A 25335-nucleotide genomic window follows, 5' to 3' on the forward strand; every position below is an offset into this window, starting at 1 on the left:
ACCTGCATGTGTCATCCCATTGACGGGACATTCAAGCCTTCATACCTATAGTGAAAGCTACGGGAAAGCGGTCACCAAGCAGAGACCGATTCCTGAAGTCAAAGCAATGGCTTGGCGCTCGTCATCGAAAGACATGCCTGCACCAGGCCTTTGCTGATCACGCAATGAAGACGAATCTCTCCGGTTCTTGACCCCGGCAGGAGGCAAATATGACACAGGAAACAGTGACCCTTTCCGATGCGGCCGCCAAGCGGATCGCCACCATTCTGCAATCGGACGGGCATAAGAATGCCATGCGGGTTTCCGTCGAGGGCGGCGGCTGCTCGGGCTTCTCCTACAAGTTCGATCTGGTTGACGACGCGAGCGACGATGACCTCGTGCTGGAAAAGGGCAGCGCCAAAGTGCTGATCGACAGCCTGTCGCTCGTCTACATGGGCGGTTCGGAGATCGACTTCATCGACAATCTGCTCGGCCAGTCTTTTCAGATAAAGAATCCGAATGCTGTCGCAAGCTGCGGATGCGGAACGAGTTTTTCCATCTGACCGAACGGCGCATTCGCGTGCGCCGTCCACGGCTAGAGATACGGCGACCCCAACCAGAGTAAACGGTTCGCCAGGCGCGCAGCCAAAGGCTGGGCGTTCAAATCCTGCAGGGTCACCTCTTGCGCGGACTCTATGATCGCAGCGATGCGGCTGCTGACGTCGCGCGCAAAGACATCGTCGAGCACTTCAAGATCGAATTCGAAGTTGAGGCGCAGCGACCGCGGATCGAGGTTCGTCGAGCCGACATAGGCCCAGCGCTCGTCAACGGCGAGCAGCTTGGAGTGATTGAAGGCGCCCCTTGCGCGCCACACGCGACAATGCCCTTTCAGCACCTGATCGAACTGCGCGGTCATGGCACGATCGACCAGCAGCAGATTGTTGACCGCGGGCACAACGATATCCACTTCGACGCCGCGGCGGGCGGCCGTCACAAGCGCGCTGATCAGTTCCCGGTCAGGAAGGAAATACGGCGACATCAGCCGGATGTTCTTCCGCGCCACGGAGAAAGCACCCATCAGCATCTTATGGTTGGTTTCATTCGTCTTATCAGGCCCTGATGGCACCGCACGCATCAACATGCCCGGCGCCTTTGCCGGTGGCGACGTCGGTTCGATCTTCCAGGTGTCGCTTGCCAGAAGTTCGCCCGTTGAAAACTGCCAATCCTCGGCCGAAACCTGGAAGATGTCGGCAACGACAGGGCCGGTGATGTAGAAATGGGTGTCATAGGCTGCTTCGGACCCGGCGATTTCGGTGGTGAAACCGGCGCGGATGTTCATGCCGCCGGCAAAGGCGACCTTGCCATCGACAACTAGGATCTTCCGGTGCGTGCGCAGATTGGCATAGGGCAATCTGAGCCCCATGATGATGTTGCCGTTGAAGACGGCCGTGGGCACGCTGGCAGCCTTGAGATAGCCGACAATGCTGGGCACCGAGTAGCGTGCGCCCACCGCATCGATCAACACTCGTACCTCGACCCCTCGCCCACGCGCTGCAATCAATGCATCGGCGAAGCGCAAGCCGAGCGCATCTCGATCGAAGATGTAGCTTTCAAGCAGGATGCTGCGGCGCGCATTGGCAATCTCGTGCAGCATGGCGGCATAGGCTGCGTCCCCACCTTCGAGCATGGTTATGCGGTTGCCTGTGGACATTGCATGTCGCGACACGCGGTCACCGAGGATCTTCATCGCTGCGAATCGCTGGCCGAAGCGCGCGCCGATCTCGGCACCGGACACATCGAAGCTCCCGAATTGGTCCGGCCCGCGGCCGCGCAGCAACGAACGCTGCATTCCGATGGACGAGCGACGGATCCGATTGATGCCAGCAACACCATAGACGAGCGCGCCAACGATGGGCGACAGCAACACGACCCCCACCCAGCCGGCTGCCGCCCGGACATCGTCCTTGGTCATGGCAGCGTGGATGACTGCTGGGACACCCAAGGCGAAAGACAGGAAGACAAGGAAATGCGGCCAATAATTCTGAATGAGGTCGATCATGTGCGGGACTATAGCCTGCGTTGGACGGGAATCAATTCGCGGACCTGCGCGCATATGGCAAGTGAATGAACTGCGCTGCGCGGTATTGATGTATGGCGGGGCCGTTTCCCGAAAAGACCGCAGGTATCGGATTTGTCAAACGAATCCCGAGCCGTTACAAGAAGCTGTCCGGAAGGATTCACTGACATGGAAGGGCGTTTCGAGCCATGAAGATTGCCACCTGGAACATCAATGGCGTCAAGGCGCGAATCGACAGCCTGCTGGCGTGGTTGAAGGAATCGAACCCGGACATCGTCTGCCTGCAGGAGATCAAGTCGGTCGACGAAAACTTCCCGCGCCTTGAGATCGAAGCGCTCGGCTATCACGTCGAAACGCACGGCCAGAAAGGCTTCAACGGCGTTGCGCTGCTTTCCAAGCTGAAGCCGGACGAAGTCAACCGCGGGCTACCGGGCGACGATGCGGACGAGCAGGCCCGCTTCATCGAAGGGGTGTTCTCCGTCTCCGGTGGCGTCATCCGCGTCTGCTCGCTTTACCTGCCAAATGGCAATCCGGTGGACAGCGAGAAGTACCCTTACAAACTGCGCTGGATGGAACGCCTTTCGGCCTATGCGCAACGGCGGCTGGAACTGGAAGAACCGCTCATCCTTGCCGGCGATTACAATGTCATCCCCGAGGAACACGACTGCTGGGACGTCAAAGTCTGGCAGAGCGATGCGCTGTTCCTGCCTGAGACGCGGCAGGCTTTCCGCCAGTTGCGCAACCTCGGCCTGACGGACGCCGTTCGCTCGACGACGGATGACGTTCCGCTCTACTCATTCTGGGATTATCAGGCAGGATGCTGGCCGAAGAACTTCGGAATACGGATCGATCACCTGATGCTATCGCCGGAAGCGGCAGACAGACTGGTTTCGACATCGATCGAAAAACATGTGCGGGCCTGGGAAAAGCCTTCCGACCACGTACCGGTCGCGGGCTATTTCGCGTTCGAACGTCCGCTTTGAAGCGAAGGTGAAGCCAGGGGCAACGCTTAGTCGTCGTCGCCCTGCGTGTGCATATTCTGCGACAGGTTGATCGCCTTGCGGCGATCATCTTCGGTTGCCAGAGAAAACGCCTGTTCCTGCATCGACTGCAGCCATGGCCGATCCTTCGGCGAACATTGATCGAGCGCCGCGGTCATGTAGGCGAGACCGCGGATGGTCTGTCCTTCCTGGAAAATGACATTACCGAAAACGCCCATGGCGCCGGCATGACCATTCTTGCGCGCGCGGTTCAACCACTTCTTGGCCTGCTGGACATTGACGTTGCCGCCCTCACCCGAAAGCAACATGCGCGCCAACTGGAACTGCGCCTCCGATACGCCAAAGGTCGATGCAGCCTGAAAGTAAAGCTGACGTGCCTGCGACATGTCGGACTTGATCGGGCTGTCAGGGATGCCGCGGCGATAGTAGCCGGCAAGCGATATCAGCGCATTGACGAAGTAGCCCGTATCCTCGGAACCGGGTTCGACACCCTGCTGGGCAATCTCGCTGTAAATCTTGAAGGCTTCGAGGTCGTTTTCGGCGACGCCGTCGCCGTAGGCATACATATTGGCAAGTGCCCAGCGGGAGCCCGTATGCCCCTTCTCGGCGGCATAGCGGTAGGCTTCGACCGCTTCGTCCTTGCGGCCGTTCTTGTAGGCTGAGAAGCCGAACTTGAACAAGGCAAACGGACCGGATTCCTTGCTGACGCCGGTGCCCGGATCAAAGGCACGTGCCGGGCCAACTGTCGCACCGCCGACCACCAGCGACACGCCGAGCATCGCAACCTTCAGAGACTTCAGTTCACCCGCAAGCATCACAGTCTAATTCTTCCGTTCCAGCCGGCCACGCCGAACTCATCACCGCTGCAAACACAAACGCCTGAATGACCCTTTGCCATTCACTTGTTCACCGAAACCGCCGAAAACATCGGCACACTCAGTCCAGGATGAAACTCCATTGTGTGTAGCCTTACCGAACCATTTCCGCAGAAGTGCGGCAGTTCGTTCAAGACGACACATGACTTCATTTCGTTACAAACATTGCAGGCTCGATCCTCAAGTCGCGCGTTTGTACTTAACATCGCTGCTCCCTGTTTGTGGCGGGAAATGGACATACTGATCTTGAGTCCGACCCTAGCAAACTCTAGCATTAAATGTGTTGCTGAATCGTCACATTGGCGTGGAGCGGAACAGTCACCAACAGATGTCGCTCAAGGCAAAAAGAAAGGCCCGGTGATGAAACCGGGCCTTGTCCGTCCTGATCAATGGAGGATCAGAATTTTACTTTGATCGCTGTGGAAATCGCACCGAAGAAGTCGTTGCCATAGTCATAGGAGACATCGTCTCCAACAACCTGGCCATTGAAATTGACCGGACCGGAACTGCCGCTCGTCAGGATGCCGACAGCGCCTGCGAGACGGAACTCGACATTCTTCGTGGGTGAATAAGCAACACCGGTACCCAGCGACCAGGTATCTGATTGCGTGCCATAGCCGTGGCTCGTTCCACGATCCCACGTTAGGCTGGCTGCACCGCTCCACTGTTCATTGAATTTGTGGCCAACGCCGCCAGAGATCGTCCAGCCGTCGCGATAGAGCAGATCGAGTGAGGTGCAAGGCTGCGCCACGGTCCCGCCGGAAGGCGGGCAGAACCTGAGGACCTGCAACTGGCTCCAGTCAGTCCATTTGACCGAACCGAACGCTACCCAGCCCGGTGCGATACCAGACTGAACTTTCAACTCCAAGGAATCCGGCATGGAGGCGAAACCGGACACGTCGTAAAAGTTCACCGAAGCCGGGCCGCGTGCATTCCGCAGGTCGATCGTGCCCGCCAGATTGTCGAGATCCACTGCGCTGTTGTAGACGAGGCTCGCCCGAACCGCATATTCCGGGATTTCGTAACCGACGCCGGCGCGCCAGCCCCAACCGTCACCCTGGAGATCCAGCCGACCGATGCCGGAACGCAGCCCGCCGAATGCCGGTGGCACGCCGGTGAAATCCTGTACCAATCTCTCCTTGAAGCCCCCCACTTCCTGGTAGAAGACGCCGCCGATGAGACGGAACTGGCCCTGCCCCATGTCGAACTTGTACGAGCATGTGGCGGCGTAGTTGTCGCTCTCGACCTTCGTCTCCACGTTGTTGTTGGCGCCCGCCCAGTTCAGACCTGGTTTGGTGTGCGCACCCCAAGGCTGTGAATAGTCAGCCATACAGTCGACGTCCTCGCCGAAGCGGGCCTTGATGCCAACACGTGGAACCCAGTAGCTTTCTGTTTCATCGACCGAATTCGGACGCGAATTCAGGTTGCCGCCGCCTGCGCCTGGTCCGGTTCCGTTGAACGGGAAGGCAGCAGACGTCGTATTGGTATCTCTGACATTCTTCAGTTCGCGCTGCGGGTTGACATAGGTTGCCGTCGCTTCCGCTGCATAGTCGGACGGGTCGAACAGCAGATCGATATTGTAACCGCCGCGTTCAAGACCGCCAGCGTGCGCCGCCGATGCAACCAGAATTCCGGCCGCCAACGCAAAGACGCCCCGCTTCAAATTCTCATGAGCCATTAAGCTCCTCCCCCTGCATTTCAATCTGCGACAATCCACCTCACGTCGCCTGTGCGAAAAGTATTCTCACGATCGCGTGAAATCGCAAATGCCGCTTTCCAGGGGTATTGCGCTCATGTGCGCCATAAAATTTACGTAAGATTCTCATCATCTGAACACAATCCAAACAAATCGAAATAATTTTGCGCAACATAAAAATCTATCGGCTAATGTTAGGATATTTTTCCAACATAACCCGAAAGTGTTACTCAACAACAACAGCATCGGTTTTTGCACTAAAAAACACGGATTTGGGTTTGAAAGCGAGGCTCGAACTCCCAAGACGGTGCGTCAGAAAGCCACCGCTTTCGCCTAGCGAATCGGCTTGGCGGCAACCCCAGCGGCCGCGCCAGAAAATGCGAAATCCGCGACGTTGCCGCCGCGGATGACGCAAGATCTGAGCTTGCAGTGCGCTCAGCCGGCTTCTGCAACCCGCGCCAAGGCGATGCCGAGGGAGTCCTTCTGCAGATCCAGTTCAACGAGACGTTCGCGCTCGGCTTCCACCAGTTCCGGTTTCGCATTGGCGACGAACTTCTCATTGGCCAGCTTGCCGAGAATACGTTCCCGCTCGACTTCGACCTTGGAGATCGCCTTTTCCAGACGCGACTTTTCAGCGGAGAGGTCGATCAGATTGCCGAGCGGCAGGCAGAACGTTGCCTCAGCAACGACGATCTGCGCGCTGCCGCGCGGCGCCACCGCCGCATGGTCGATATGCTCGACGCGCGCCAGCCGACCGATGGCAGAACCGTGCCGCTCGAGCCGCTCGCGCGTCAGTGCGTTGGCTGCGACCACGATGAGCGGTGCTGTCGCTGCCGGCGGGACGTTCATTTCCGAACGGACCGAACGGATGCCGGAAACCAGATCGATCAGCCAGTTGATCTCATCAGCGGCGGCATCGTCAGCGTAGGAGGCAGACGGCCATTCCGCGTGGCAGAGCAGGCCGGCGCGCTCACGTCCCTCGCCCGCCGTCTGATCCCAGAGCTCTTCGGTCATGAAGGGCATGAAGGGGTGCAGCAGCTTGTAGATCTCATCGAGAACATAGGCGACACAAGCCTGGGATTCGCGTTTTGCCGCTTCATCTTCGCCGCTGAAGACCGGCTTCAGCAGTTCGAGGTACCAGTCGCAGAACTGGTTCCAGACGAACCGATAGAGACTGCCAGCGGCCTCGTTGAACCGGAAGCCTTCGAGCGCTTCAGTGACATCGCGGATCGTCCGCGAAAGCTCTGTCAGGATCCAGCGGTTGATCGTCAGCGACGATGCCTCGGGAATGAAGCCGTCGCTGTTGGTGACGCCGTTCATCTGGGCAAAGCGCGTGGCGTTCCAGAGCTTCGTTCCAAAATTGCGGTAGCCGGCGATGCGGGCGGTGTCGAGCTTCACGTCACGCCCCTGGGCGGCCATGATCGCCAGCGTAAAGCGCAGCGCATCGGCACCGTACTCATCCATCAGTTCCAGCGGATCGATGACGTTGCCCTTCGACTTCGACATCTTCTGCCCATTCTTGTCGCGAACCAGCGCGTGGACATAGACGGTGTGGAACGGCTCGACTGGTGTGCCGTCCGCATCCTTCATGAAATGCAGGCCCATCATCATCATGCGGGCAACCCAGAAGAAGATGATGTCGAAGCCGGTGACCAGAACGTCTGTCTGATAGTATTTCTCGAGCTCCGGCGTCTCGTTCGGCCAGCCGAGCGTCGAGAACGGCCAGAGCGCCGACGAGAACCAGGTGTCGAGGACGTCCTCGTCACGGGTCAGGATCTCGCCCGGCTTGAAGTTTTCAAGCAGGTCTTCGACATAGGCCTTCATCGGGCCTTCATGGGCCAGATAATGCTGGATTGCGGCGTGCAGCGCCTCTTCCTCGGTCTTTTCGACAAAGACCTGGCCGTCCGGACCATACCAGGCCGGGATCTGGTGTCCCCACCAGAGCTGGCGCGAGACGCACCAGGGCTGGATGTTCTCCATCCATTCGTAATAGGTCTTCTCCCAGTTCTTCGGGACGAAGTTGGTACGACCTTCCTTGACCGATGCGATCGCAGGCTTCGCCAACGTCTTGGCATCGACGTACCATTGCTCGGTCAGGCGCGGCTCGATCGGCACGCCGCCACGGTCGCCGTGCGGGACCATATGCTGATGCGGCTCGATCTTGTCGAGCAGGCCGGCTTCCTCGAAAATCCGAACGATGATCTTGCGCGCTTCGAAACGGTCCTTGCCCTCAAGCTCGTCCCATGCACCATGCAGGGCCGCCGGGTCGCTGAGGCCCTCGAGGAACTCTTCGTTGTCCTTGATGGTGATCCGACCTTCGACGGTGAGGATGTTGATAGCAGCGAGGCCGGCACGTTTGCCGACGTCGAAATCGTTGAAGTCGTGCGCCGGCGTAATCTTGACGGCGCCTGTTCCAGCGGTCGGATCGGCATAGTCGTCACCGACGACGGGGATGCGGCGGCCGACGATCGGCAGAATGACGTGTTTGCCGATGAGCGGCTTGTAGCGCTCGTCCTCAGGATTGACGGCAATGCCGCTGTCGCCAAGCATCGTTTCCGGCCGCGTGGTGGCAACGACCAGGTAGTTGCGGGCTTCCCACTCAGTCGCCTTGCCGTTTTCGTCGAAGGCGACCGGATGCTGGTAGGTGACACCCGGTTCCAGCGGATAACGCAGATACCAGAGGTTTCCGTTGATTTCGTGCTGCTCGACCTCCAGATCGGAAATCGCTGTCAGCAGCTTCGGATCCCAATTGACCAGACGCTTGTCCTTGTAGATCAGACCTTCTTTGTAGAGCGAGACGAACACTTCGAGGACGGCCTCCGACAGGCCATCGTCCATCGTGAAGCGCTCGCGCGACCAGTCGCAGGAAGCACCCAGCCGCTTCAGCTGATTGAAGATCAACCCGCCGGATTCGGCCTTCCACTCCCATACCTTCTCGATAAACGCTTCACGGCCCATCTGGCGGCGGTGCTGCTGTTGTTCCATCAGCTTGCGCTCGACGACCATCTGCGTGGCGATACCGGCATGGTCCATGCCCGGCTGCCACAGCACATCCTTGCCGCGCATGCGCTCGAACCGGACCAGCACGTCCTGCAGCGTGTTGTTCAGCGCATGGCCCATGTGCAGCGAGCCCGTCACGTTCGGCGGCGGGATCACGATACAGAAGCTGTCGGCGCCGGGCTTTGCTCCCGCACCTGCACGAAACGCGTTTTCTTCGTCCCACTTCTTGGCGATACGTGGGTCGACGGATGCGGAATCGTAGGTCTTATCAAGCATTTTGAAGCCAATTTTGGAGATTGATGTCTGTGTCTTGTAAACCGGAACGGCCGGTGCAAGTCAACACGAACGCAAAAAGGCCGCGACTGTTCCGCGGCCCCTGTATCGGAAAGGTTCAGATCCTACCGCCGGGGGCCGCGCGCGACGCGTTCGATCTCTTCACGTACGAGCCGTTCAACCAAGGTCGGCAGGTTGTCGTCCAGCCACTCCTGCAGCATCGGGCGCAGCATTTCTTCGGCAATTTCGTCGAACGACCGCCGCGTGCTGAAGTCGACCGCCTGAGCAAGATTGTCAAAGGACTGCGCAACCTGACGACCAACCTCGGGCGAGACGATCGCAGGCGCGACCTTTTCGGCCGCAGGCTCTTCGGCAATGACAGCCACAGCTCCGGCGGAAAGGACCGCGGGCGCCGGCTCTGTTACCGGCGCTGCCGGACCGGCTTCGACCGCCACGCTCTGATTGGCAGGCGCATGCATTGCACTCACCGAGAGACGATCAGCCGGCGCCGGCGGGGCGGACACTGCCGCCATGCGCGACGTGATGACCGGACTATCCTGAACGCTGCGCGACGGCACATCGTTGACCAGCTCTTTGGTGGCATAGCTCGTGGTGTGGCGCTCGGAGGCGGCCCTTACACGGGCTGCAACGTCCGCCAGCGAAAGCGGCGGCTGCGCGATGCCCGGATGCGGCTCCGACGGGATGATTGCCACTTCGATCTCCGGCGAAGGCGTGGCGGGCTTGGGCGCCTCGGCGCGGTCTTCCCGCCCGCCGAAAGCGGCAGCCTCGATTTCGCTGTCGATCGTCAGTTCAATCTCATCCGAGCCGTCGTCCTCGTATTGGTCACGCGAGGAGAAATCGGTCTGCCCCGGCTCGTTGCTCTCGATGATCTTGCGAATGGATGCGAGGATCTCATCCATCGAAGGTTCACGCGCGACATTGAGCTGTGCCATTTCTATCCCCGTTTGACGCGGCCGAGCATGTGTCCCGAAACGACGCATGTGCCGATTACAAACAAACCTTAAGTGAGTTCGCCGACGAAACATACGCCGCGAATCAGACACTTGGATTGTTGCACAGATTTGTTTTTATCGGCAGAAGCAGAAACGCCCCGGTCTCCCGAGGCGTTTTCTTTGATCAGCGACCGTCGACGGTTCGAAGTCCGAACCATTTGTCCTTGACGGCTTCGTAGTGCTCTTCGGCGCGATATTCGGCGACCTGCAGGCCCTGGCTCTTGACGCCCAGCACCGCGGTGGCCGCGAGCAGGCCGTAACTTGCGACGACGGCGTCGCGCTGGGCGATCGCCAGCTGTTCCTGCGCATTCAGAACGGTCTGCTGCGAATCGAGCACGTCGAGCGTGGTGCGCTGACCGACATTGCGCTCTTCGATGACGCCGGCAAGCGCCATGTTAGCTGCCGAGATCTGCGTCTTGTTGGCGCCGATGCGCGCAACTGCCGCCTCAAGTTGGGTGTGCGCGGTCACGACGTTCTGCTGAACGGCAGCGCGCTGCGAATCGACGAGGATGCGCTGCTGGCCCAAGGTCTCCTTCGCCCGGCGAATCTGACCGTATTCCGCGCCACCCTGGTAGATAGGCACCGTCAGACGGGCCGTAACGCTCGACGTGTTGCTGTCGATACCGTCACCGGAATTGCCGGTCACGCGCCCAACCTGTCCCTGAATGCTCACGCCGGGCAGCATGGTCCCTTCAGCCGACTTCACCTGGTAGCCGGCGGTATCGACGTTGTACTGGGCGGCGAGAATGGTCGGGTGCTGACGCAATCCCAAGGCAACGGCCTGATCGAGCGAACGTGGAAGCCCCTTGGTGGCCGGCCCCGGCTGCCTGATACCCGTCGGCGCAACGCCGACGATCTGCACGTAGACCGCTTCGCTCTGCTTCAACTGCGCGATGGCGCTGATCAGCAGCGACTGCGCATTGGCAAGCGATGCCTCGGCAAGGCTCACGTCCGTGCGGGTGCCTTCACCCACGTCAAGGCGGGCCTGAGACGCATTCAGCTGTTCCCTGAGGAAGGCGATGTTCTGCCGGCGGATGGAAACGATTTGCTGGTCCCGCGCGATGTTGGCGTAGGACGTAGCTGCCGCCAGCAGGATCTGGATCTCGTTTGCCCGAAGCGATTCGCGGTTGGCGAAGACATTCGATTCGGCGGCGCGAACATTGTTCAGCGTCTGAAAACCGTCGAAGATCATCTGGGTTACGGTGATACCGATCTGCCCTTGATGAAAGTCCCGGCTTCCGGTGAGCTCGTTGTCGACGTTTGAAAGTGTTCCGTTTGCAAAAGCCGAAACCTGTGGGCGAAACCCGGACTTCGCGATCGGCACCCCTTCGTCGGTCGCCCTAAGGCCAGCGCGCGCGGCGTTCAGATCCGGGTTATTTTCATAGGCTTTGGCCATTGCGCCGAAGATCGTCTCCGCCAGCACGGCCTGCGGCGCAAGCAGTACACTCGTCGAGACGGCAGCCCAAAAGGCTGCTTTGCGGACAATCGACACCATACTTCCCTCTCCGATCGGGGCGGCAAAGCCAGCCCACTATTTCCTGCGGCACCATTCCGACATCGAAACCGGGCCGCCCTAAACACGGCGATGAAGCGCTCACACCGCCCACCGGTGAGCAAATCACTACCTCAGCACTCTTTGAAACCCGGATTCGGCACGATCACAACTGTACACCGATACTGCGCACGATCATTTCAAAAAGAAACAGGTGGTTCGTTGCCAATTGGCAACATTGCTATTTTAGCAGCACAATCAAATGTTGAGATCCCTCAATAAGTGGCACCTCAAAAAACAAAAGTCTGCTCACGGCGGAAACCGGGAAGCGGCTTGACCGCAGTGTTGAAGTCCGCCCTTTCGGACGTCTTCCCATGCTCATGGACATAAAGCTTAGCACGCGAAGCGTTACCGAAGCCTTCGACGGCAATCAGCCGGCCGCCGTCGCGCAACTGCTCGAACAAAGCCGAAGGAAGCACTTCTACCGAACCATGAACGAAGATGACATCATAGGGTGCCTCGCCGGCATATCCCTTGCCAAGATCGCCTGTGACCACGGCAACGTTGTCATAGCCCAGCCGTGCCAAGGTTTCCGTTGCGGTTGCGCCAAGCGCTTCATCGCTTTCGAGCGCGACGACCGAACCGGCGATCAACGAAAGCAGCGCCGAGGCGTAGCCGGTGCCACAGCCAATCTCCAGCACCACGTCCGACTTCGAGATTTCGGCGAGCTGCAGCAGCTTGGCGAGCGGCGACGGTTCCATCAGGTATCGCGGGCCGGTGCCTTTGGTTCCGTCGAGTTCGATGTCGGCATCGATATAGGCGAGTTCCTTCATTCGCGAAGGCACGAATTCTTCGCGCGGTACGGAGAGGAAAGCGGACAGGACGGCGTGGGACGTGACATCCGTCGTCCGGATCTGGTTGTCCACCATCTTGGTGCGCGCCGCTTCGAAATTCATCATACTGCCCTCGTATCCGGATGGGCGCGGCACCGGTATCCCGGATATCCGCGCAGTCGTCTTCTGGCTGCCAATGCCGAGCCTCTACATAAGCTCATAAATCGCCCTCCCGCCGGTTTCAAGCGACAGCGACATCTTGCAGCGGAAAAAGGAAGCGAGAAACAGCCGAACCGACGTTTGCACGGCCCGACACGAGCGGCAGGCGCTGGCGCCCACCGCAAGAACAGAGAAAGCCTGGCGTCAGCGGCCAGGCGCCCCTTCGAGCCCAACGAGGGCGATCTTGGTATAGCCGGCGTTCTGGATGAGGTTCATGACCGTCATCAGCTCGCCGTAGCCGACGGCTTTGTCCGCACGCAACAGAACACGCGTCTCGGTGTTGCCTTCCGTCAGGCGCCGAAGCTCGGCGGCAAATTCCTCACGGGCTGTTTCTTCGTTGCCAATCGCCAGACCGAGGTCGGCGTTGAGCGTGACGAACACCGGCTTGTCGTCGCGCGGTGTCGGTTTGGAGACCGATTGCGGCAGATCGACCTTCATGTCCACGGTCGCAAGTGGTGCCGCGACCATGAAGATGATGAGCAAAACGAGCATGACATCGATGAATGGGGTGACGTTGATCTCGCTGTTCTCGTCGAGATCGCCGCCGCTGTCGCTAACCTTGCCGGCCATGTCTCACCCGATCCTTGCGATGGGCGCTTCTGCCGGATGGGCAAAGCCTTCCTGGCGACGCGGTTGCGCCTTGCGGACCAGGCGATGATCAAGATCGCGGCTGACAAGCCGTTCGACGGCGGCTGCCGCGTCGGCGAGGATCACCTTGTAGCCGCCCACCGAGCGGGCAAAGTAGTTGTAGATAATAACTGCCGGGATAGCTGCAACGAGACCGATTGCGGTCGCCAGCAGTGCTTCGGCAATACCGGGAGCAACGATCGCCAGATTGGTCGTCTGTGCTTTGCTGATGCCGATGAAGGAGTTCATGATGCCCCAGACGGTTCCGAACAGACCGACGAACGGGCCGACGGAGCCGATCGAGGCAAGAATGCCCGTTCCGCTCGTCATCCGCTTGCCGGCGCGAACCTCGATGCGCGTCAGCAGCGAAGCGACGCGCTCCTTCAGACCTGCGGCCGGCGCGTGATCGAGCACAGCCTCCGAGCGCACCATCTCGTCGATCGCAGCGGCAACCATTTCCGCAGCAGGGCCGGACTTGCCGTCGAATGTGGACTTAAGCTCTGCCAACCCGTTTGCAGCGGAGAGCTGACGGACGGCGCGGCTGAGACGTGCCTTGGCGGCGAAGAGTTCAAACGACTTGACCACGAAAATCGCCCAGGTGATGACTGAGGCAAGCGCCAGCCCGATCATCACAGCCTTTACCACCATGTCGGCAGCAAGGAACATGCCCATCGGCGAAAGGTCATGCGGCAGAACCGGATTTGCCGCAACTTCGAGCGGTGCTTCGACCGCTTCTGCTGCGGGCGTATCAACCGATACAGCCGGTGTTTGTGCGCCGGCTTCAGACGCGGTGGCCGGAAGATCGCCGGCAGTCGGCTGCCCCTCGGCGGCCGGTTGAGTGGCAGCGGGCTGCGCGGTCGAGGGCTGAGAAGCCGTCGGCTGCTCGCCCTGGGCTACAGCATCGACGTTGGCCGGTGCCCTTGCTGGCGGTTCGGCATTTTGAACCTGACTGACCACGGGAGCCGTCGTTTCGGTTGAGGTTGTAGCCTGAGCAAATACGACCGTTGAGGAAACACCACACGCCAGCACCAATGTCGCTGCCGCCAACAAATTCAGCTTCGATCGGGTTCGGTTGGGCATCTTGTTCCTCGCGTACTGGTCCGTTTTGCCATCACAAAAATCACAGGGCGGCCGGAATTTTGGCCACCTCAACGTGCATTGGCCGCTCTTTACGACAAACTATGACCGAAACACAAGGATTTGTGGAGTATAGAAATCAAGAATAATTTCGGGCCTTCATTTCGGTCCCGGCCGTCAAAGGGCCGGTGAGCCATCGACGAAGCCGTCGCTTCGCCAGTCATAGGCGCGGTGACGCCCCCATGGGCGTTGCAGCGACGTGAACGACGTCTTGAAGCGCATTTTCGGATGCGCATCGCCGGCAACCGGCTCGGCGAAAATCTCGATCGCACCTGCCAATCGCAGCAGGCGTCCACTCAGGATCCGCGCGTGGCCGGACGAACAGGTCCGCTCGGTGAAATTTCCCGGAACGATCAGCAGATCGACCTGATTGCACAGCACCTCAAACAGGTTTGGATTCTCGACGAGAGCAACCGCCCAGCCGGCATGGCTTCGGGCGATGCACCATTCTTTCTCGCGGCAAGAAAAGACATTCGGCGACGCTTGGCTGAGCGTAGAGTTGATATCCTCACGGATAGCGGCGGCTGTCGCTGCATCGATGGCCCTCGTTTGCGCCTTACCGGACTGCCGTTTCGCCTCGGGATAAAGCCCATCAGCGACCACCGCTTGCGCGGGCATCGGAGCGACGTGGCTCTCGACCGCCAATGCTCGCTGCCATTGAGAGAAAAGGAAATCGGAGGGACGATCCCGGTTCGTCGCAATGGCGGCGTCGGTGACCAATCCGACGAGACGCCCATCTTCCGATACCACGATCGCCGGCAATTGCCTGTCTTCGAACGCAAGGCACACCAGTCCGGAAAAACAGGAGCACGGCTCCGAACCCAGCCAGCCAAGTGCGCAACACACATAGAATAACGCCGCCGGCAGCGATAAGAACGAATGCCAGCGGCCCGACGCGGCCGGTCAGAAACTCGCCATCGAGCGACGTGACGAAGCGGGCGATCACCAGCATTCCATCAAGACCCCACGCCATGACGACAAGCGGATACTGCTCGAGGCCGAAGGGCATCAGCAACATGGCAAACAGGCCAAACGGCATGATCACAATACTGATCAGCGGCGCTGCGAGGATATTGGCAATCAACCCATAGGCCGGCAGTCGCTGAAAGTAGGCGGCGGAATAGACCGCCGTCGCAAGACCACCGATCAATGAGGTCGCAAGAACGCCGATAACGAAACCCGTGAAAAGCCGCCTGCCCCACCAGCGCCCGGCGTCTGCCGGCTCTTCTGCTTCCGCACGCTCGCGCCAGCGTGCATAGCCAGCAACCAACGCCAGCGTGGCGGCGAAAGACATCTGGAAGCCCGGCCCCGCAACGGCAGATGGCGTGATCACGATGATGACAATCGCAGCCAGCGCGATATTTCTCAGGCTGATCGACATGCGGTCGAAGAAGACCGCTACCAGCATGATCGAAATCATGATCCAGGCGCGCACGGCGGATACGGCTCCACCGGAAATCAAGATGTAAAGGAAGACCATTGCCAGCGCGCCCGCAGCGGCAACCTTCTTGATCGCGACGCGCTGCGCCAACCCGGGAACCGCACTCAAGACGGTACGCGCTCCGATCAGAAACGTGCCTGCGGCAAGCACCATGTTGAGACCGGAAATCGCCAACACGTGCGCCAGGCCAGCCTGTCGCAGCATCTCGACGGTGTCGCGACCAATCGCTCTTTCTTCCGCCGTCACCAGGGCTGCAGCGAGCGCACCAGTGTCGCCACCGATTACAGTGCGGATCCGCTCGCCAACGCCCTCGCGCATTGAGGCCAAGCGTTCTGTCATCTGGGCCCAAAGCGAGCGGTCCGCCACCGCTGCACCACCATCGACTAGCGGGCTGCGCGGCGCACCGTAGAAATAGCCGACGGCGCCGATCTGCCGGAAATAAGAATCGAATGCAAAGTCGTTGAGCCCCGGCAGAGCTGGTCCGGAAGGCGGCGAAAGACGGGCCCTGCCCTCGATCGCTGCCCCGATCGCCAACGGCGCGTGCGGGCTGCGCGACAGCACGATGGCCCTCAGCGGTGCACGGCGCAACGTCGGCTTCGTCGTTTGCTCGATGAGGATGCCGTAGCGCCAATGTTCGCGATCATTCTTCTCGCGCGAAAATACCTTGCCGCGCAGGTTCGTCGTTACCGGTCCATCGAGAACGATGGTGTCGATGCGCGATGTCTCGATTGCCGCAAGCATCATTCCCGCCGTGAACAGCCCCGCTGCGATCACCGGCGCACGCAGGGCGCGCACACAGACGTTGAACAGCAAGGCGGCTATTCCGAAAACGCAAAGCAGCAGTGCAAGTTTGACGAGTCCGAGGTCATAGGGCAGCGAGAGCCACGTCAGCACGCCTGCCGCCAAAAGGACCGGAACGAACACCAATCCGTGGCCGAACGCCGATTCTTCTTCGACCGCGTCACGCCAGGATGCAGCAATAGCCTCACGTCGGAGGCGTGCACGCACGACCGCAGCACAAGATTTCAAAAAACGAAAACCGATATTGCCGCGTGCATTCGCAGGCGTTGCAGACATACCGCCGGTCGAAACCGGGACGGGTAGTGACGGAGCGACACGATCTGCATCCTGCATCAAAGACCGGACTTCGATCTCGCTCATCGTTCGACAACTCTCCCCCAAGCCAGTCGCGACGGATCATGCAACCAACAGCGCTCAACCGCAACCTGAACGCTATCTGCCGAAAAAAGCGGCAAACCTATATTGAATGGTACCGCACCATCCCGCTGACGATCATTGATCCCGTTGGACATATTGCTCTAACGTGCGATTATTGCGTCGCCATATGCACATTTTCGCATCGCACAATTTGCCTTTCGTACAGCTTGGCAGCCGAAAATAAATCATATAGCAAATTCGCAACGTTCATTTTCGTGGCATGTCTCTGTGCCACGTTGCCATAAGACGGAGGGTCCCATGACAGAAAAAAGCGCGGTCGTAACACTCGATGGAAAATCGGCGGAGCTACCAGTGCGATCGGGGTCCATCGGTCCTGATGTGGTCGATATCGGTTCACTCTACAAGCAGACCAAGATGTTCACCTACGACCCGGGCTTTACGTCGACGGCGTCGTGCGAATCCAAGATCACCTATATCGACGGTGATGAAGGCGTGCTCCTGCATCGCGGCTATCCGATCGAGCAGCTCGCAGAACATGGCGACTTCCTGGAAGTTTGCTACCTCCTGCTTTACGGCGAACTGCCGACGAAGGCACAGAAGGCTGACTTCGACTACCGCGTCACGCACCACACCATGGTGCATGAGCAGATGTCGCGCTTCTTCACCGGCTTCCGTCGCGACGCGCACCCGATGGCCGTCATGTGCGGCTGCGTTGGCGCGCTTTCTGCCTTCTACCACGACTCGACCGACATCACCGATCCGCACCAGCGCATGGTCGCGTCGCTGCGCATGATCGCCAAGATGCCGACGATCGCCGCGATGGCCTACAAGTACCATATCGGCCAGCCCTTCGTTTACCCGAAGAACGATCTCGACTACGCCTCGAACTTCCTGCGCATGTGCTTCGCCGTTCCGTGCGAGGAGTATGTCGTCAATCCGGTTCTGTCGCGCGCCATGGATCGCATCTTCATCCTGCATGCCGATCACGAGCAGAACGCTTCGACCTCGACGGTTCGCCTTGCCGGTTCGTCTGGCGCCAATCCGTTCGCCTGCATCGCCGCCGGCATCGCCTGCCTCTGGGGCCCGGCCCATGGCGGCGCCAACGAAGCTGCGCTCAACATGCTGGCCGAAATCGGCACGGCCGACCGCATTCCGGAATACATCGCCAAGGCCAAGGACAAGAACGATCCGTTCCGCCTGATGGGCTTCGGCCACCGCGTCTACAAGAACTACGATCCGCGCGCCAAGATCATGCAGAAGACCACGCATGAAGTGCTCGCAGAACTCGGCCACAAGGATGATCCGCTCCTCGAAGTGGCGATGGAGCTCGAGCGTATCGCGCTCACCGACGAATACTTCGTCGAGAAGAAGCTCTACCCGAACATCGACTTCTACTCCGGCATCACGCTGAAGGCGCTGGGCTTCCCCACCACCATGTTCACCGTGCTGTTCGCGCTTGCACGCACCGTCGGCTGGATCGCCCAGTGGAACGAAATGATCGAAGATCCGGAACAGCGCATCGGCCGCCCGCGCCAGCTCTATGTCGGCGCTCCGCAGCGCGACTACGTGCCGGTCTCCAAGCGTTAAGCGTCAAGCGGAAATCAGAAAATAAAAAAAGCCCGGTCAGAGATGACCGGGCTTTTTGTTTTGCAGGTAGGAGAAGACGATCTCGGCGCCCAATTCGCCCGGCGGTCGGCTGGTCGCCATGCGCTGCTGCACAACTGCGTAGCCGTCGAGCATCGATGCGCGCTGCGCTGTCGGGCCGGACAGCCGCTCGACCCAGCGGGTCAAGGCACCCGGACGAATGCTCTGGTTGAAATACTCAGGCACAATCGGGAAATCGGCGATCAGATTGGGAAGCGCCCCGCTCCAGATACGGATGCGGTTGTGCAGCAACCGCACAAGCCAGTCGGCGTCATAGGTGGAGACGACGGGAACGCCGGCAAGCGCAAGCTCGAGGATGACCGTTCCCGACGCGGCGATTGCCGCATCCGCCTTGTCGAAGGCAGCCCATTTTTCGGTGGCTCCCACCGATATTTCCGGCTGAACCGTCCAACCGGTCGTGATCTCGCGCACCAGTTTTTCCTGGCGCGGAACCGTCGGCAACAGGAAGCGCACGCCGGGATGCCGGCGAGCGAGCTCCTCGGTCATCTGCCCGAAGATCGGTAGCAGCCGCTTGATTTCGCTTGAACGCGACCCCGGCAGAAGCAGGCAGGAGGAAACCGCGTTGCCACTGGCGTCGTTCAGTCTTTCTCTTCGGCTGGCGCGGACGGCAAGCACATTGGCATCCGAGGCAAGCCGATGACCGATATAGGTCGTCGACGGTCCTTCAAGCTTGCGCATGGTCTCGGGCTCGAACGGCAGCACCGCCAGCACATGATCGACATAGCTGCGCATGCGCGGCGCGCGTTCCGGTTTCCAGGCCCATACGCTCGGGCAGACATAGTTGATGACAGGCAGGTTCGGCAGCGCAGCGCGGACCCGACGCGCGACACGATGGGTGAAATCCGGACTATCGATGATCAGCAGGGCATCGGGGCGCGCAGCGATAATGGCATTTGCCGTCTGGCGGATGCGCAGAATCAACTTTGGCAGACGCGCCAGCACTTGCGAGAAGCCCATGATCGACAGTTCGGAATAATCAAACAGCGATTTCAGACCTTCGGCCTCCAGGCCATCGCCGCCGACGCCGACAAGTTCGATATTGCCACCGCTCTGGGCGCGCAGTGCGCGCACCAGATCTGCGCCGAGCAGATCGCCCGATACCTCGCCGGCAATTACCGCCAGCTTATAGTCTTGTCCGCTCATGTCTTTCCCCGGCGACCGCTCCGCTCGACCCCAATGACAAACAGCCCCGCGCGGTTGGCAGCCTCGATCACCTCAGAGCGCTCGAGCACCAGGGCGCGACCGGCTTCTACGGCTATTCCGGCAAGCCCGGCTGCGACAGCGCCGGCGACGGTCGATGGTCCGATCGATGGCAGATCCGCGCGCAAGTCCTGCCCCGGCTTACAAAGCTTGACCAGAACACCACGCCGACGCGCGGAGACGCGCCCTTCGGTCTTGAGTGTCGCCACCCGCTCCAGCATCGCATCGGTGCCCTCGGCGCCCTCCAGGGCAACCACGCGACCACCGACGGCGATCGCGCCCTGCCCCACGTCGAGCTCGCCGAGCGCGTTGGCGGCAGCGATGCCGGCCTCAACGTCGCGTCTGTCATCGTCCGATGGAGCGATAGCGCCAATCGGCCCTGGATCGGCCAGAAGGTTCGGAACCACCTCATGCACGCCGATCACGTGGGCGCCGCTTGCTTCGATGAGTTGCATCGCCATGCGCAAAACAGCGTCATCGCCGCCGGACACCAGCGTCTTCAAAACGCTCGGCACTCTGGCGAGCGTTTTCAGCGTGGGGCGAATGTCACGCCATTCCGGTCTACGACGAACCCAGCCCGAAAGCACGACGCGGTCGATGCCTTCTTCTTTGAATGTGCGACTAATGCCCGAAAAATCACCAATGGCGAGCACACAGTGATCGAACCCGATCCAGTCGCTCTCTTCCGCTTCACGCGAGAGCGCAATGACGAAGGGGTCTTCTCCACGGGCGCGGACGGCCTCGGCGACATAATGCGGCAGCGCTCCGCCGCCGGCGATGATCGCGAGCCGGCCGCCATTTGCTGCGCGGCTCGCCGTGGCCGACATCACGATCAGGCCTTGCCGCGACTTGGGGACGACAGTGCCCTGTCACTTTCGGCAGCGATGAAATCGAGGATCTCGATGACAGGTGCACAGTCGGCATAATCAGCGCGAATGGCGGCGGCATTGGCGCGAACCGATTCTGACCCCTCGAAGATCTGCTTGTAGGCGCGGCGAACCACGTGGATCGTCGCCCGCTCAATGCCCGCCCGGGTCATGCCCACAACGTTCAGCCCGCTCAGGACACCGGGATTGCCATTGAGCATGCCATAGGGAATGACATCGTAGCTTACGGCGGATAGACCGCCGATGAACGCCTGCCGGCCGATGCGTGTGAACTGATGCACGGCACAGCCGCCGCCGAGGATGGCGCGGTCCTCGATCGTCACATGGCCGGCCAGCAGCACGTTGTTCGACATAATGATGTTGTTGCCGAGGCGACAATCATGCGCCACATGCGAATAGGCGAGGAACAGATTGTTGTTGCCGACAATCGTCGCACCGCCATATTCGACGGTTCCCGCATTCATCGTGACACCTTCGCGGATCGTGCAGTTGTCACCGATCTGCAAAGTGGTGTCGATCGTGCTGTGATGCACGCTTTGCGAATCTCCGCCGATGACGGCATTCGGGAAAATCTTGGAGCCCTTGCCGACCGTCGTGCGACCGGCGACGACGACGTGGCTCGCGAGCTCCATATCGTCTCCAAGAACGACCTTCGGCCCGATATGGCAAAACGGGCCGATTTTGACGTTCTCGCCGATGACCGCCCCATCTTCGATGATCGAGGATGGGTGGATCTTCGCTGTTGATGCAATCATGTTTAAGCGTCTTCCGTGCTGACTATCATCGCGCCGATATCAGCTTCCGCGACAAGTTGCCCGTCAACTTTTGCGTCACAATGAAACTTCCAGATATTGCCGCGCTGTTTCTGCTTCACGACATGAAACTCAACACGGTCACCCGGAACAACCGGCTTGCGGAAGCGCGCATTGTCGATGGTCATGAAGTAGACGAGGTTGGTGCCCGACGCGGTCTTGCGCGCGCAGATCGCGCCCGCCGTCTGCGCCATGCCTTCAATCAAAAGGACGCCCGGCATGATCGGCTTCTCCGGGAAATGGCCGGTAAAGTGCGGCTCGTTTGCCGAGACGTTCTTGATGCCGATCGCCGAATTGTCACCGTCAATCTCGATGATCCGGTCGACGAGCAGGAAGGGATAACGATGCGGAAGAAGCTTCAGGATCTCCTGAATATCCGCCGTACCCAGAACCGTTGCCGCCTCACTCATTCGTGCCACCCTTCTTTTTCTGTCTGTCACTTGCGCGCAAGGCCATTTCGGCGACATCGCGCAGGAAATCGCGCATGGGGCGCGCTGGAATACCGCCGTAGCGTTCGCCCGCAGGGACGTCGCTTGCAACGCCGCTCATCGCGGCAATCTGGACGCCGTCACCCACAGTGATGTGACCGTTGACGCCGCTACCGCCGCCGATCATCACGCCGTCACCAATCCTGGTGCTGCCGGCGATGCCGACCTGGCTGACTATGCCGCAATAACGGCCGATGCGGACGTTGTGGCCGATCTGTACAAGGTTGTCGATCTTCGTGCCTTCACCGATGACGGTGTCGTCCATCGTGCCACGATCGATCGTCGTGTTCGCGCCGATCTCGACATTGTCCTGAATGATCACACGTCCGACCTGAACGATCTTGATCATTCCACCCTTGGGGCCTGGCGCGTAGCCGAACCCATCCTGGCCGATCCGGGCACCCGGGTGAATGATGACACTGTTGCCGACAAGAGCGCAGAGAACGCTTGCGCCCGCGGCGATCGTGCAGTCTCGGCCAATGCGAACGCCTGGCCCGATAACGACGCCTGCGGCAAGTCTCGTTCCGCTACCAATTTCGGCGCCGGCCCCAACCACTGCCATCGGCTCGATCTCCACACCCTCTTCAAGACGTGCAGTCGGGTCAACGAAGGCCGCCGGCGACACACCGGCAAGGCTGGTATTGCGCGCCGGGCGCATGGCAGCCTCGTGCAACAGTGTACCTGCCAGCGCGAAGGCCGTATGCGGCCGCGCAGTCAAAAGAACGGGAATGTGAGACGGTACGAGCGGGGCGATCGTCTTGTCGCAGATAATCGCGGAAGCCTGGCAGCTTTCCAGCTCAGCACGGTACTTGCGCGAAAGCATGTAGCAGACGTCACCGGGCCTTGCCCGATTCACAGGAGCTACGGAGTGGATAGCGCGATCTGCCATCGCGCCATCCGTCAAATCCGCCCCAATTTGATTCGCCAGGTCACCCAGACGGATCCCTTGATGGGGCGGAAAAAACCAATTCTGTTCCATGGACACTCCAGAACGATCTACTTTTGGCAGTTCTGGACTGCTTCTTTATCAGAACGAGGAGGAAATACCGAACTTCAGGTTCTGAACCCGGTCGAAATCTTCCTTCGCGATCGGCCAAGCGTAGTCGACACGCAGCGGACCGAACGGCGATGCCCAGATCAAGCCGATACCAACGGACGCCCGCAGCGACGAGTCGTTACCCTCTACCGTTTCCGACGGCAACATTGCGACCTTGTTGCTGTAGAGCGTACCCGCATCGGCGAAGACCGCACCGCGGAAACCGCTGTCACGCGGAATACCCGGAAGGGGGAACGTCGCTTCGGCCGAAGCAGTGAAGTACGTGGTGCCACCAAGCGCATCGCCCGTTGCCTGGTCGCGCGGACCGATACCATTACGCTCGAAGCCGCGAATATCGTTGCTGCCGAGCTGGAACTGGTCGAAGACCTGTAGATCGCTGCCGGTTTCGAAGATATGGCCGGCACCACCGGCGAGCGAAGCAATGATGTCCGCCTCGTCGTTCACGGTGTAATACCACTTGGCCTTACCGGTGACCTTGTAGAAGTCAGAGTCGCCACCGAGGCCGGCGAATTCATGCGTAAACGTCGCCAGGATACCGTCATGCGGCAGCTGCGCATCATCGAGCGTGTTGTAGGTGATCGACTGCGATACCGACGAACGGACCCAGTTGCCACCCTCAACCGCTCGCACGTAAGGCGATGACAGCTCGGCAACATTACCGCTATAGTCAAACTGCGTGAGGTTATACCGCAGCGTGGTCGACAGGTTCTCGGTAATCGGCGCAGCTACACGTAGGCTGAAGCCCTGATCTTCATAGCTGTAGTTGTCGTCATCAAAGTCGTTTTCGTTCTTGAAGACGTCGAAGCCGGCAGCCAGACGATAACCAAGGAAATACGGCTCGGTGAACGAAACGTTGTAGGTACGGCTCTCATCGCCGCGACCCGCCGCGACGCGAATGTACTGGCCACGACCCAGGAAGTTCTTTTCCTCGATCGAGGCTTCGACGAGGAAGCCACCGCCACTGCCAGCAGAATAGCCGGCGCCGATACCGAACGAACCGGTCGACTGATCCTGTACGTCAACGATAACCACGACGCGGTCTGCCGCACTGCCCGGAGCCGTCGAGATATTGACGGTCGCGAAGTAGCCGAGAGCCTCAAGGCGACGCTTGGCGCGCGCAACCATTTCCTGGTTGAAGGCATCGCCTTCACCCATATCGAACTCGCGGCGAATGACGTAGTCGCGAGTTCGGGTGTTGCCGCGGATTTCGATGCGCTCGACATAGGCTCGCTCACCTTGGTCGACGAGATAGTCGACGGCAATCGTATGATTGCTCAGGTCGCGGTTACCACGCGGCGTCACGCGAGCAAACGGATAGCCAGCCGAAGCGACGCGCTTCGAGATCTCGCTCATCGTGTCCTGAATGTCCTTGGCCTTGTAGACCGAGCCTTCGCGGCTGAGCACGACACCCTTCAGCGATTCAGCATCCACACCTTCAACCGTCGATTCGACAGTCACTGCACCAAAGTCGTAGCGCGGACCTTCTTCGACGGTGATCGTCACGGTGTATTCGTTAGTAGCCTCGTTAAGAGAGGACTCGGACGAAACGACCTGGAAGTCGGCATAACCACGGTTGTAGTAGAACTGACGCAGCAGCTCTTCGTCAGCGCGCAGCTTGTCCGGGTTGTAAACGTCCTTGCGGGTCAGGAACGAGAAGATACCCGATTCCTTCGTCGCAATAATGGATTGCAGACGACCATCGCTATAGGCTTCGTTGCCAACGAAATTGATCTGCGAAATCTTGGTGCGCTCGCCTTCGTTGATGACGAAAGCAAGATTGACGCGACCTTCAGCGATCGGAACGACCTGGGTCGTTACGGTAATATCACTGCGACCGATCGCGGCGTAGGCGTCTCTGATCGACTGAATATCCGTTTCGACCGTCGCTTCGCTGTAGGGACCGAGCGGTTGCGTACGGACGATGCCCTGAAGCTTGTCGTCCTTGATCTTGCGGTTGCCGTTGAAGACGACCTGGTTGACAAGCTGATTCTCGCTGACAGTAACGACAAGCGTACCGCCCACAACATTGATGCTGACGTCGGAAAAGTAGCCCGTCGCGTAAAGACGCTTCACGGAGGCATCGATTTCAGCGTTGCTGAAGCTCTTGCCAGGGACAATCGTGATGTTCGCACGAACCGTTTCAGCGCTGACGCGCGTGGCTCCGCGGACTTCAACACGACTGATGGTCGCGGCCTCTGCGACGGAAGCGCCTGCGAGCAATCCAACACCAGCGCCAGAAACCACCATACTCGTGGACAGCGCAAACGCCGACACCGCGTTCAAAAACCTTGAACCAGCTTTCATGTTCAAATCTTACCTTTTCCCAACGTCGCGCGGCAATTTCGTGCCGACTCCGGTCACGGTTGCCGTTTTACCCGCTTTTC

General features: G+C 59.8%; 18 protein-coding genes and 1 pseudogene. 3 read left to right on the plus strand and 16 right to left on the minus strand.

The window, feature by feature from the left end; translation table 11 throughout:
- Nucleotides 1–209 precede the first annotated feature (209 nt).
- Nucleotides 210–542: an iron-sulfur cluster insertion protein ErpA gene (erpA, locus tag ABIE33_RS00215; protein ID WP_429119946.1), complete on the plus strand. Its 333-nt coding sequence runs from the start codon at nt 210–212 to the stop codon at nt 540–542.
- 32 nt (nt 543–574) lie between these two features.
- Here erpA and ABIE33_RS00220 read toward each other — a convergent pair whose 3' ends face one another.
- The gene (locus ABIE33_RS00220; RefSeq protein WP_429119949.1) at nt 575–2038 is read right to left on the minus strand and encodes a phospholipase D-like domain-containing protein; all 1464 of its coding nucleotides are present in this window, start codon (nt 2036–2038) and stop codon (nt 575–577) included.
- 206 nt (nt 2039–2244) lie between these two features.
- Between ABIE33_RS00220 and xth the strand changes: the two genes are divergently transcribed.
- A complete protein-coding gene (xth, locus tag ABIE33_RS00225) occupies nt 2245–3039 on the plus strand; it encodes an exodeoxyribonuclease III (RefSeq protein WP_429119952.1) in 795 nt (264 codons plus the stop codon).
- Between the two features lie 26 nt (nt 3040–3065).
- On the opposite strand, the gene exoR is transcribed toward xth, so the two are convergent.
- The 9 genes and pseudogenes from exoR to ABIE33_RS00270 all read right to left on the minus strand — a co-directional run bounded on the left by exoR (nt 3066) and on the right by ABIE33_RS00270 (nt 16824).
- The gene (gene exoR, locus ABIE33_RS00230; protein ID WP_429119953.1) at nt 3066–3872 is read right to left on the minus strand and encodes an exopolysaccharide production regulator ExoR; all 807 of its coding nucleotides are present in this window, start codon (nt 3870–3872) and stop codon (nt 3066–3068) included.
- 457 nt (nt 3873–4329) lie between these two features.
- Entirely contained in the window at nt 4330–5610 is a 1281-nt protein-coding gene (locus ABIE33_RS00235; RefSeq protein WP_429119956.1) for an OmpP1/FadL family transporter, read from the minus strand.
- Between the two features lie 453 nt (nt 5611–6063).
- The gene (locus ABIE33_RS00240) at nt 6064–8904 is read right to left on the minus strand and encodes a valine--tRNA ligase (protein ID WP_429119959.1); all 2841 of its coding nucleotides are present in this window, start codon (nt 8902–8904) and stop codon (nt 6064–6066) included.
- Nucleotides 8905–9026: 122 nt separating this feature from the next.
- Nucleotides 9027–9854 (minus strand): DUF2497 domain-containing protein, encoded by an 828-nt coding sequence (locus ABIE33_RS00245; protein ID WP_429119962.1) that lies wholly within the window; start codon nt 9852–9854, stop codon nt 9027–9029.
- 184 nt (nt 9855–10038) lie between these two features.
- Nucleotides 10039–11409 carry an outer membrane channel protein TolC gene (gene tolC, locus ABIE33_RS00250; RefSeq protein ID WP_429119965.1) on the minus strand — a complete coding sequence of 457 codons (1371 nt, stop codon included), beginning with the start codon at nt 11407–11409 and terminating at the stop codon, nt 10039–10041.
- Nucleotides 11410–11696: 287 nt separating this feature from the next.
- Nucleotides 11697–12362 (minus strand): protein-L-isoaspartate O-methyltransferase family protein, encoded by a 666-nt coding sequence (locus tag ABIE33_RS00255; RefSeq protein WP_429123009.1) that lies wholly within the window; start codon nt 12360–12362, stop codon nt 11697–11699.
- A gap of 240 nt (nt 12363–12602) precedes the next feature.
- A complete protein-coding gene (gene exbD, locus ABIE33_RS00260; protein ID WP_429119968.1) occupies nt 12603–13028 on the minus strand; it encodes a TonB system transport protein ExbD in 426 nt (141 codons plus the stop codon).
- A 3-nt stretch (nt 13029–13031) separates the two neighbouring features.
- Nucleotides 13032–14165, minus strand: coding sequence for a tonB-system energizer ExbB (exbB, locus tag ABIE33_RS00265; protein ID WP_429119971.1), 1134 nt, complete (start codon nt 14163–14165; stop codon nt 13032–13034).
- A 174-nt stretch (nt 14166–14339) separates the two neighbouring features.
- A pseudogene (locus ABIE33_RS00270) lies at nt 14340–16824 on the minus strand (ComEC/Rec2 family competence protein).
- A gap of 315 nt (nt 16825–17139) precedes the next feature.
- Here ABIE33_RS00270 and gltA point away from each other — a divergent pair.
- Entirely contained in the window at nt 17140–18429 is a 1290-nt protein-coding gene (gltA, locus tag ABIE33_RS00275) for a citrate synthase (protein ID WP_053247305.1), read from the plus strand.
- 36 nt (nt 18430–18465) lie between these two features.
- On the opposite strand, the gene lpxB is transcribed toward gltA, so the two are convergent.
- The 6 genes from lpxB to bamA are packed head-to-tail and all read right to left on the minus strand — an operon-like array spanning nt 18466 to nt 25255.
- Nucleotides 18466–19650, minus strand: a complete 1185-nt coding sequence (gene lpxB, locus ABIE33_RS00280) for a lipid-A-disaccharide synthase (protein WP_429119974.1) — start codon at nt 19648–19650, stop codon at nt 18466–18468.
- Complete coding sequence (locus tag ABIE33_RS00285) at nt 19647–20534, minus strand: LpxI family protein (RefSeq protein ID WP_429119977.1); 888 nt, start codon at nt 20532–20534, stop codon at nt 19647–19649. The genes lpxB and ABIE33_RS00285 overlap by 4 nt, the downstream gene beginning before the upstream one ends.
- A gap of 5 nt (nt 20535–20539) precedes the next feature.
- On the minus strand, nt 20540–21349 hold the full coding sequence (gene lpxA, locus ABIE33_RS00290; RefSeq protein WP_429119980.1) for an acyl-ACP--UDP-N-acetylglucosamine O-acyltransferase: 810 nt from the start codon (nt 21347–21349) through the stop codon (nt 20540–20542).
- A 2-nt stretch (nt 21350–21351) separates the two neighbouring features.
- Nucleotides 21352–21816 (minus strand): 3-hydroxyacyl-ACP dehydratase FabZ, encoded by a 465-nt coding sequence (gene fabZ, locus ABIE33_RS00295; RefSeq protein ID WP_025426827.1) that lies wholly within the window; start codon nt 21814–21816, stop codon nt 21352–21354.
- Nucleotides 21809–22873 carry a UDP-3-O-(3-hydroxymyristoyl)glucosamine N-acyltransferase gene (gene lpxD, locus ABIE33_RS00300; protein ID WP_429119983.1) on the minus strand — a complete coding sequence of 355 codons (1065 nt, stop codon included), beginning with the start codon at nt 22871–22873 and terminating at the stop codon, nt 21809–21811. The genes fabZ and lpxD overlap by 8 nt, the downstream gene beginning before the upstream one ends.
- Before the next feature lie 48 nt (nt 22874–22921).
- Complete coding sequence (bamA, locus tag ABIE33_RS00305; RefSeq protein WP_429119986.1) at nt 22922–25255, minus strand: outer membrane protein assembly factor BamA; 2334 nt, start codon at nt 25253–25255, stop codon at nt 22922–22924.
- Nucleotides 25256–25335 lie beyond the last annotated feature (80 nt).

It is taken from the genome of Ensifer sp. 4252 (assembly GCF_050434565.1).
Taxonomy (GTDB): Bacteria; Pseudomonadota; Alphaproteobacteria; order Rhizobiales; family Rhizobiaceae; genus Ensifer.

Excerpts from the sequence above, each read along its gene's own strand:
- fabZ (WP_025426827.1), bottom strand. The coding sequence starts at position 21,816 with ATGAGTGAGGCGGCAACGGTTCTGGGTACGGCGGATATTCAGGAGATC.
- lpxD (WP_429119983.1), bottom strand. The coding sequence starts at position 22,873 with ATGGAACAGAATTGGTTTTTTCCGCCCCATCAAGGGATCCGTCTGGGT.
- bamA (WP_429119986.1), bottom strand. The coding sequence starts at position 25,255 with ATGAAAGCTGGTTCAAGGTTTTTGAACGCGGTGTCGGCGTTTGCGCTG.
- exbD (WP_429119968.1), bottom strand. The coding sequence starts at position 13,028 with ATGGCCGGCAAGGTTAGCGACAGCGGCGGCGATCTCGACGAGAACAGC.
- ABIE33_RS00245 (WP_429119962.1), bottom strand. The coding sequence starts at position 9,854 with ATGGCACAGCTCAATGTCGCGCGTGAACCTTCGATGGATGAGATCCTC.
- ABIE33_RS00255 (WP_429123009.1), bottom strand. The coding sequence starts at position 12,362 with ATGAATTTCGAAGCGGCGCGCACCAAGATGGTGGACAACCAGATCCGG.
- ABIE33_RS00285 (WP_429119977.1), bottom strand. The coding sequence starts at position 20,534 with ATGTCGGCCACGGCGAGCCGCGCAGCAAATGGCGGCCGGCTCGCGATC.
- lpxB (WP_429119974.1), bottom strand. The coding sequence starts at position 19,650 with ATGAGCGGACAAGACTATAAGCTGGCGGTAATTGCCGGCGAGGTATCG.
- tolC (WP_429119965.1), bottom strand. The coding sequence starts at position 11,409 with ATGGTGTCGATTGTCCGCAAAGCAGCCTTTTGGGCTGCCGTCTCGACG.
- xth (WP_429119952.1), top strand. The coding sequence starts at position 2,245 with ATGAAGATTGCCACCTGGAACATCAATGGCGTCAAGGCGCGAATCGAC.
- exbB (WP_429119971.1), bottom strand. The coding sequence starts at position 14,165 with ATGCCCAACCGAACCCGATCGAAGCTGAATTTGTTGGCGGCAGCGACA.
- exoR (WP_429119953.1), bottom strand. The coding sequence starts at position 3,872 with ATGCTTGCGGGTGAACTGAAGTCTCTGAAGGTTGCGATGCTCGGCGTG.
- ABIE33_RS00235 (WP_429119956.1), bottom strand. The coding sequence starts at position 5,610 with ATGGCTCATGAGAATTTGAAGCGGGGCGTCTTTGCGTTGGCGGCCGGA.
- erpA (WP_429119946.1), top strand. The coding sequence starts at position 210 with ATGACACAGGAAACAGTGACCCTTTCCGATGCGGCCGCCAAGCGGATC.
- ABIE33_RS00240 (WP_429119959.1), bottom strand. The coding sequence starts at position 8,904 with ATGCTTGATAAGACCTACGATTCCGCATCCGTCGACCCACGTATCGCC.
- gltA (WP_053247305.1), top strand. The coding sequence starts at position 17,140 with ATGACAGAAAAAAGCGCGGTCGTAACACTCGATGGAAAATCGGCGGAG.
- ABIE33_RS00220 (WP_429119949.1), bottom strand. The coding sequence starts at position 2,038 with ATGATCGACCTCATTCAGAATTATTGGCCGCATTTCCTTGTCTTCCTG.
- lpxA (WP_429119980.1), bottom strand. The coding sequence starts at position 21,349 with ATGATTGCATCAACAGCGAAGATCCACCCATCCTCGATCATCGAAGAT.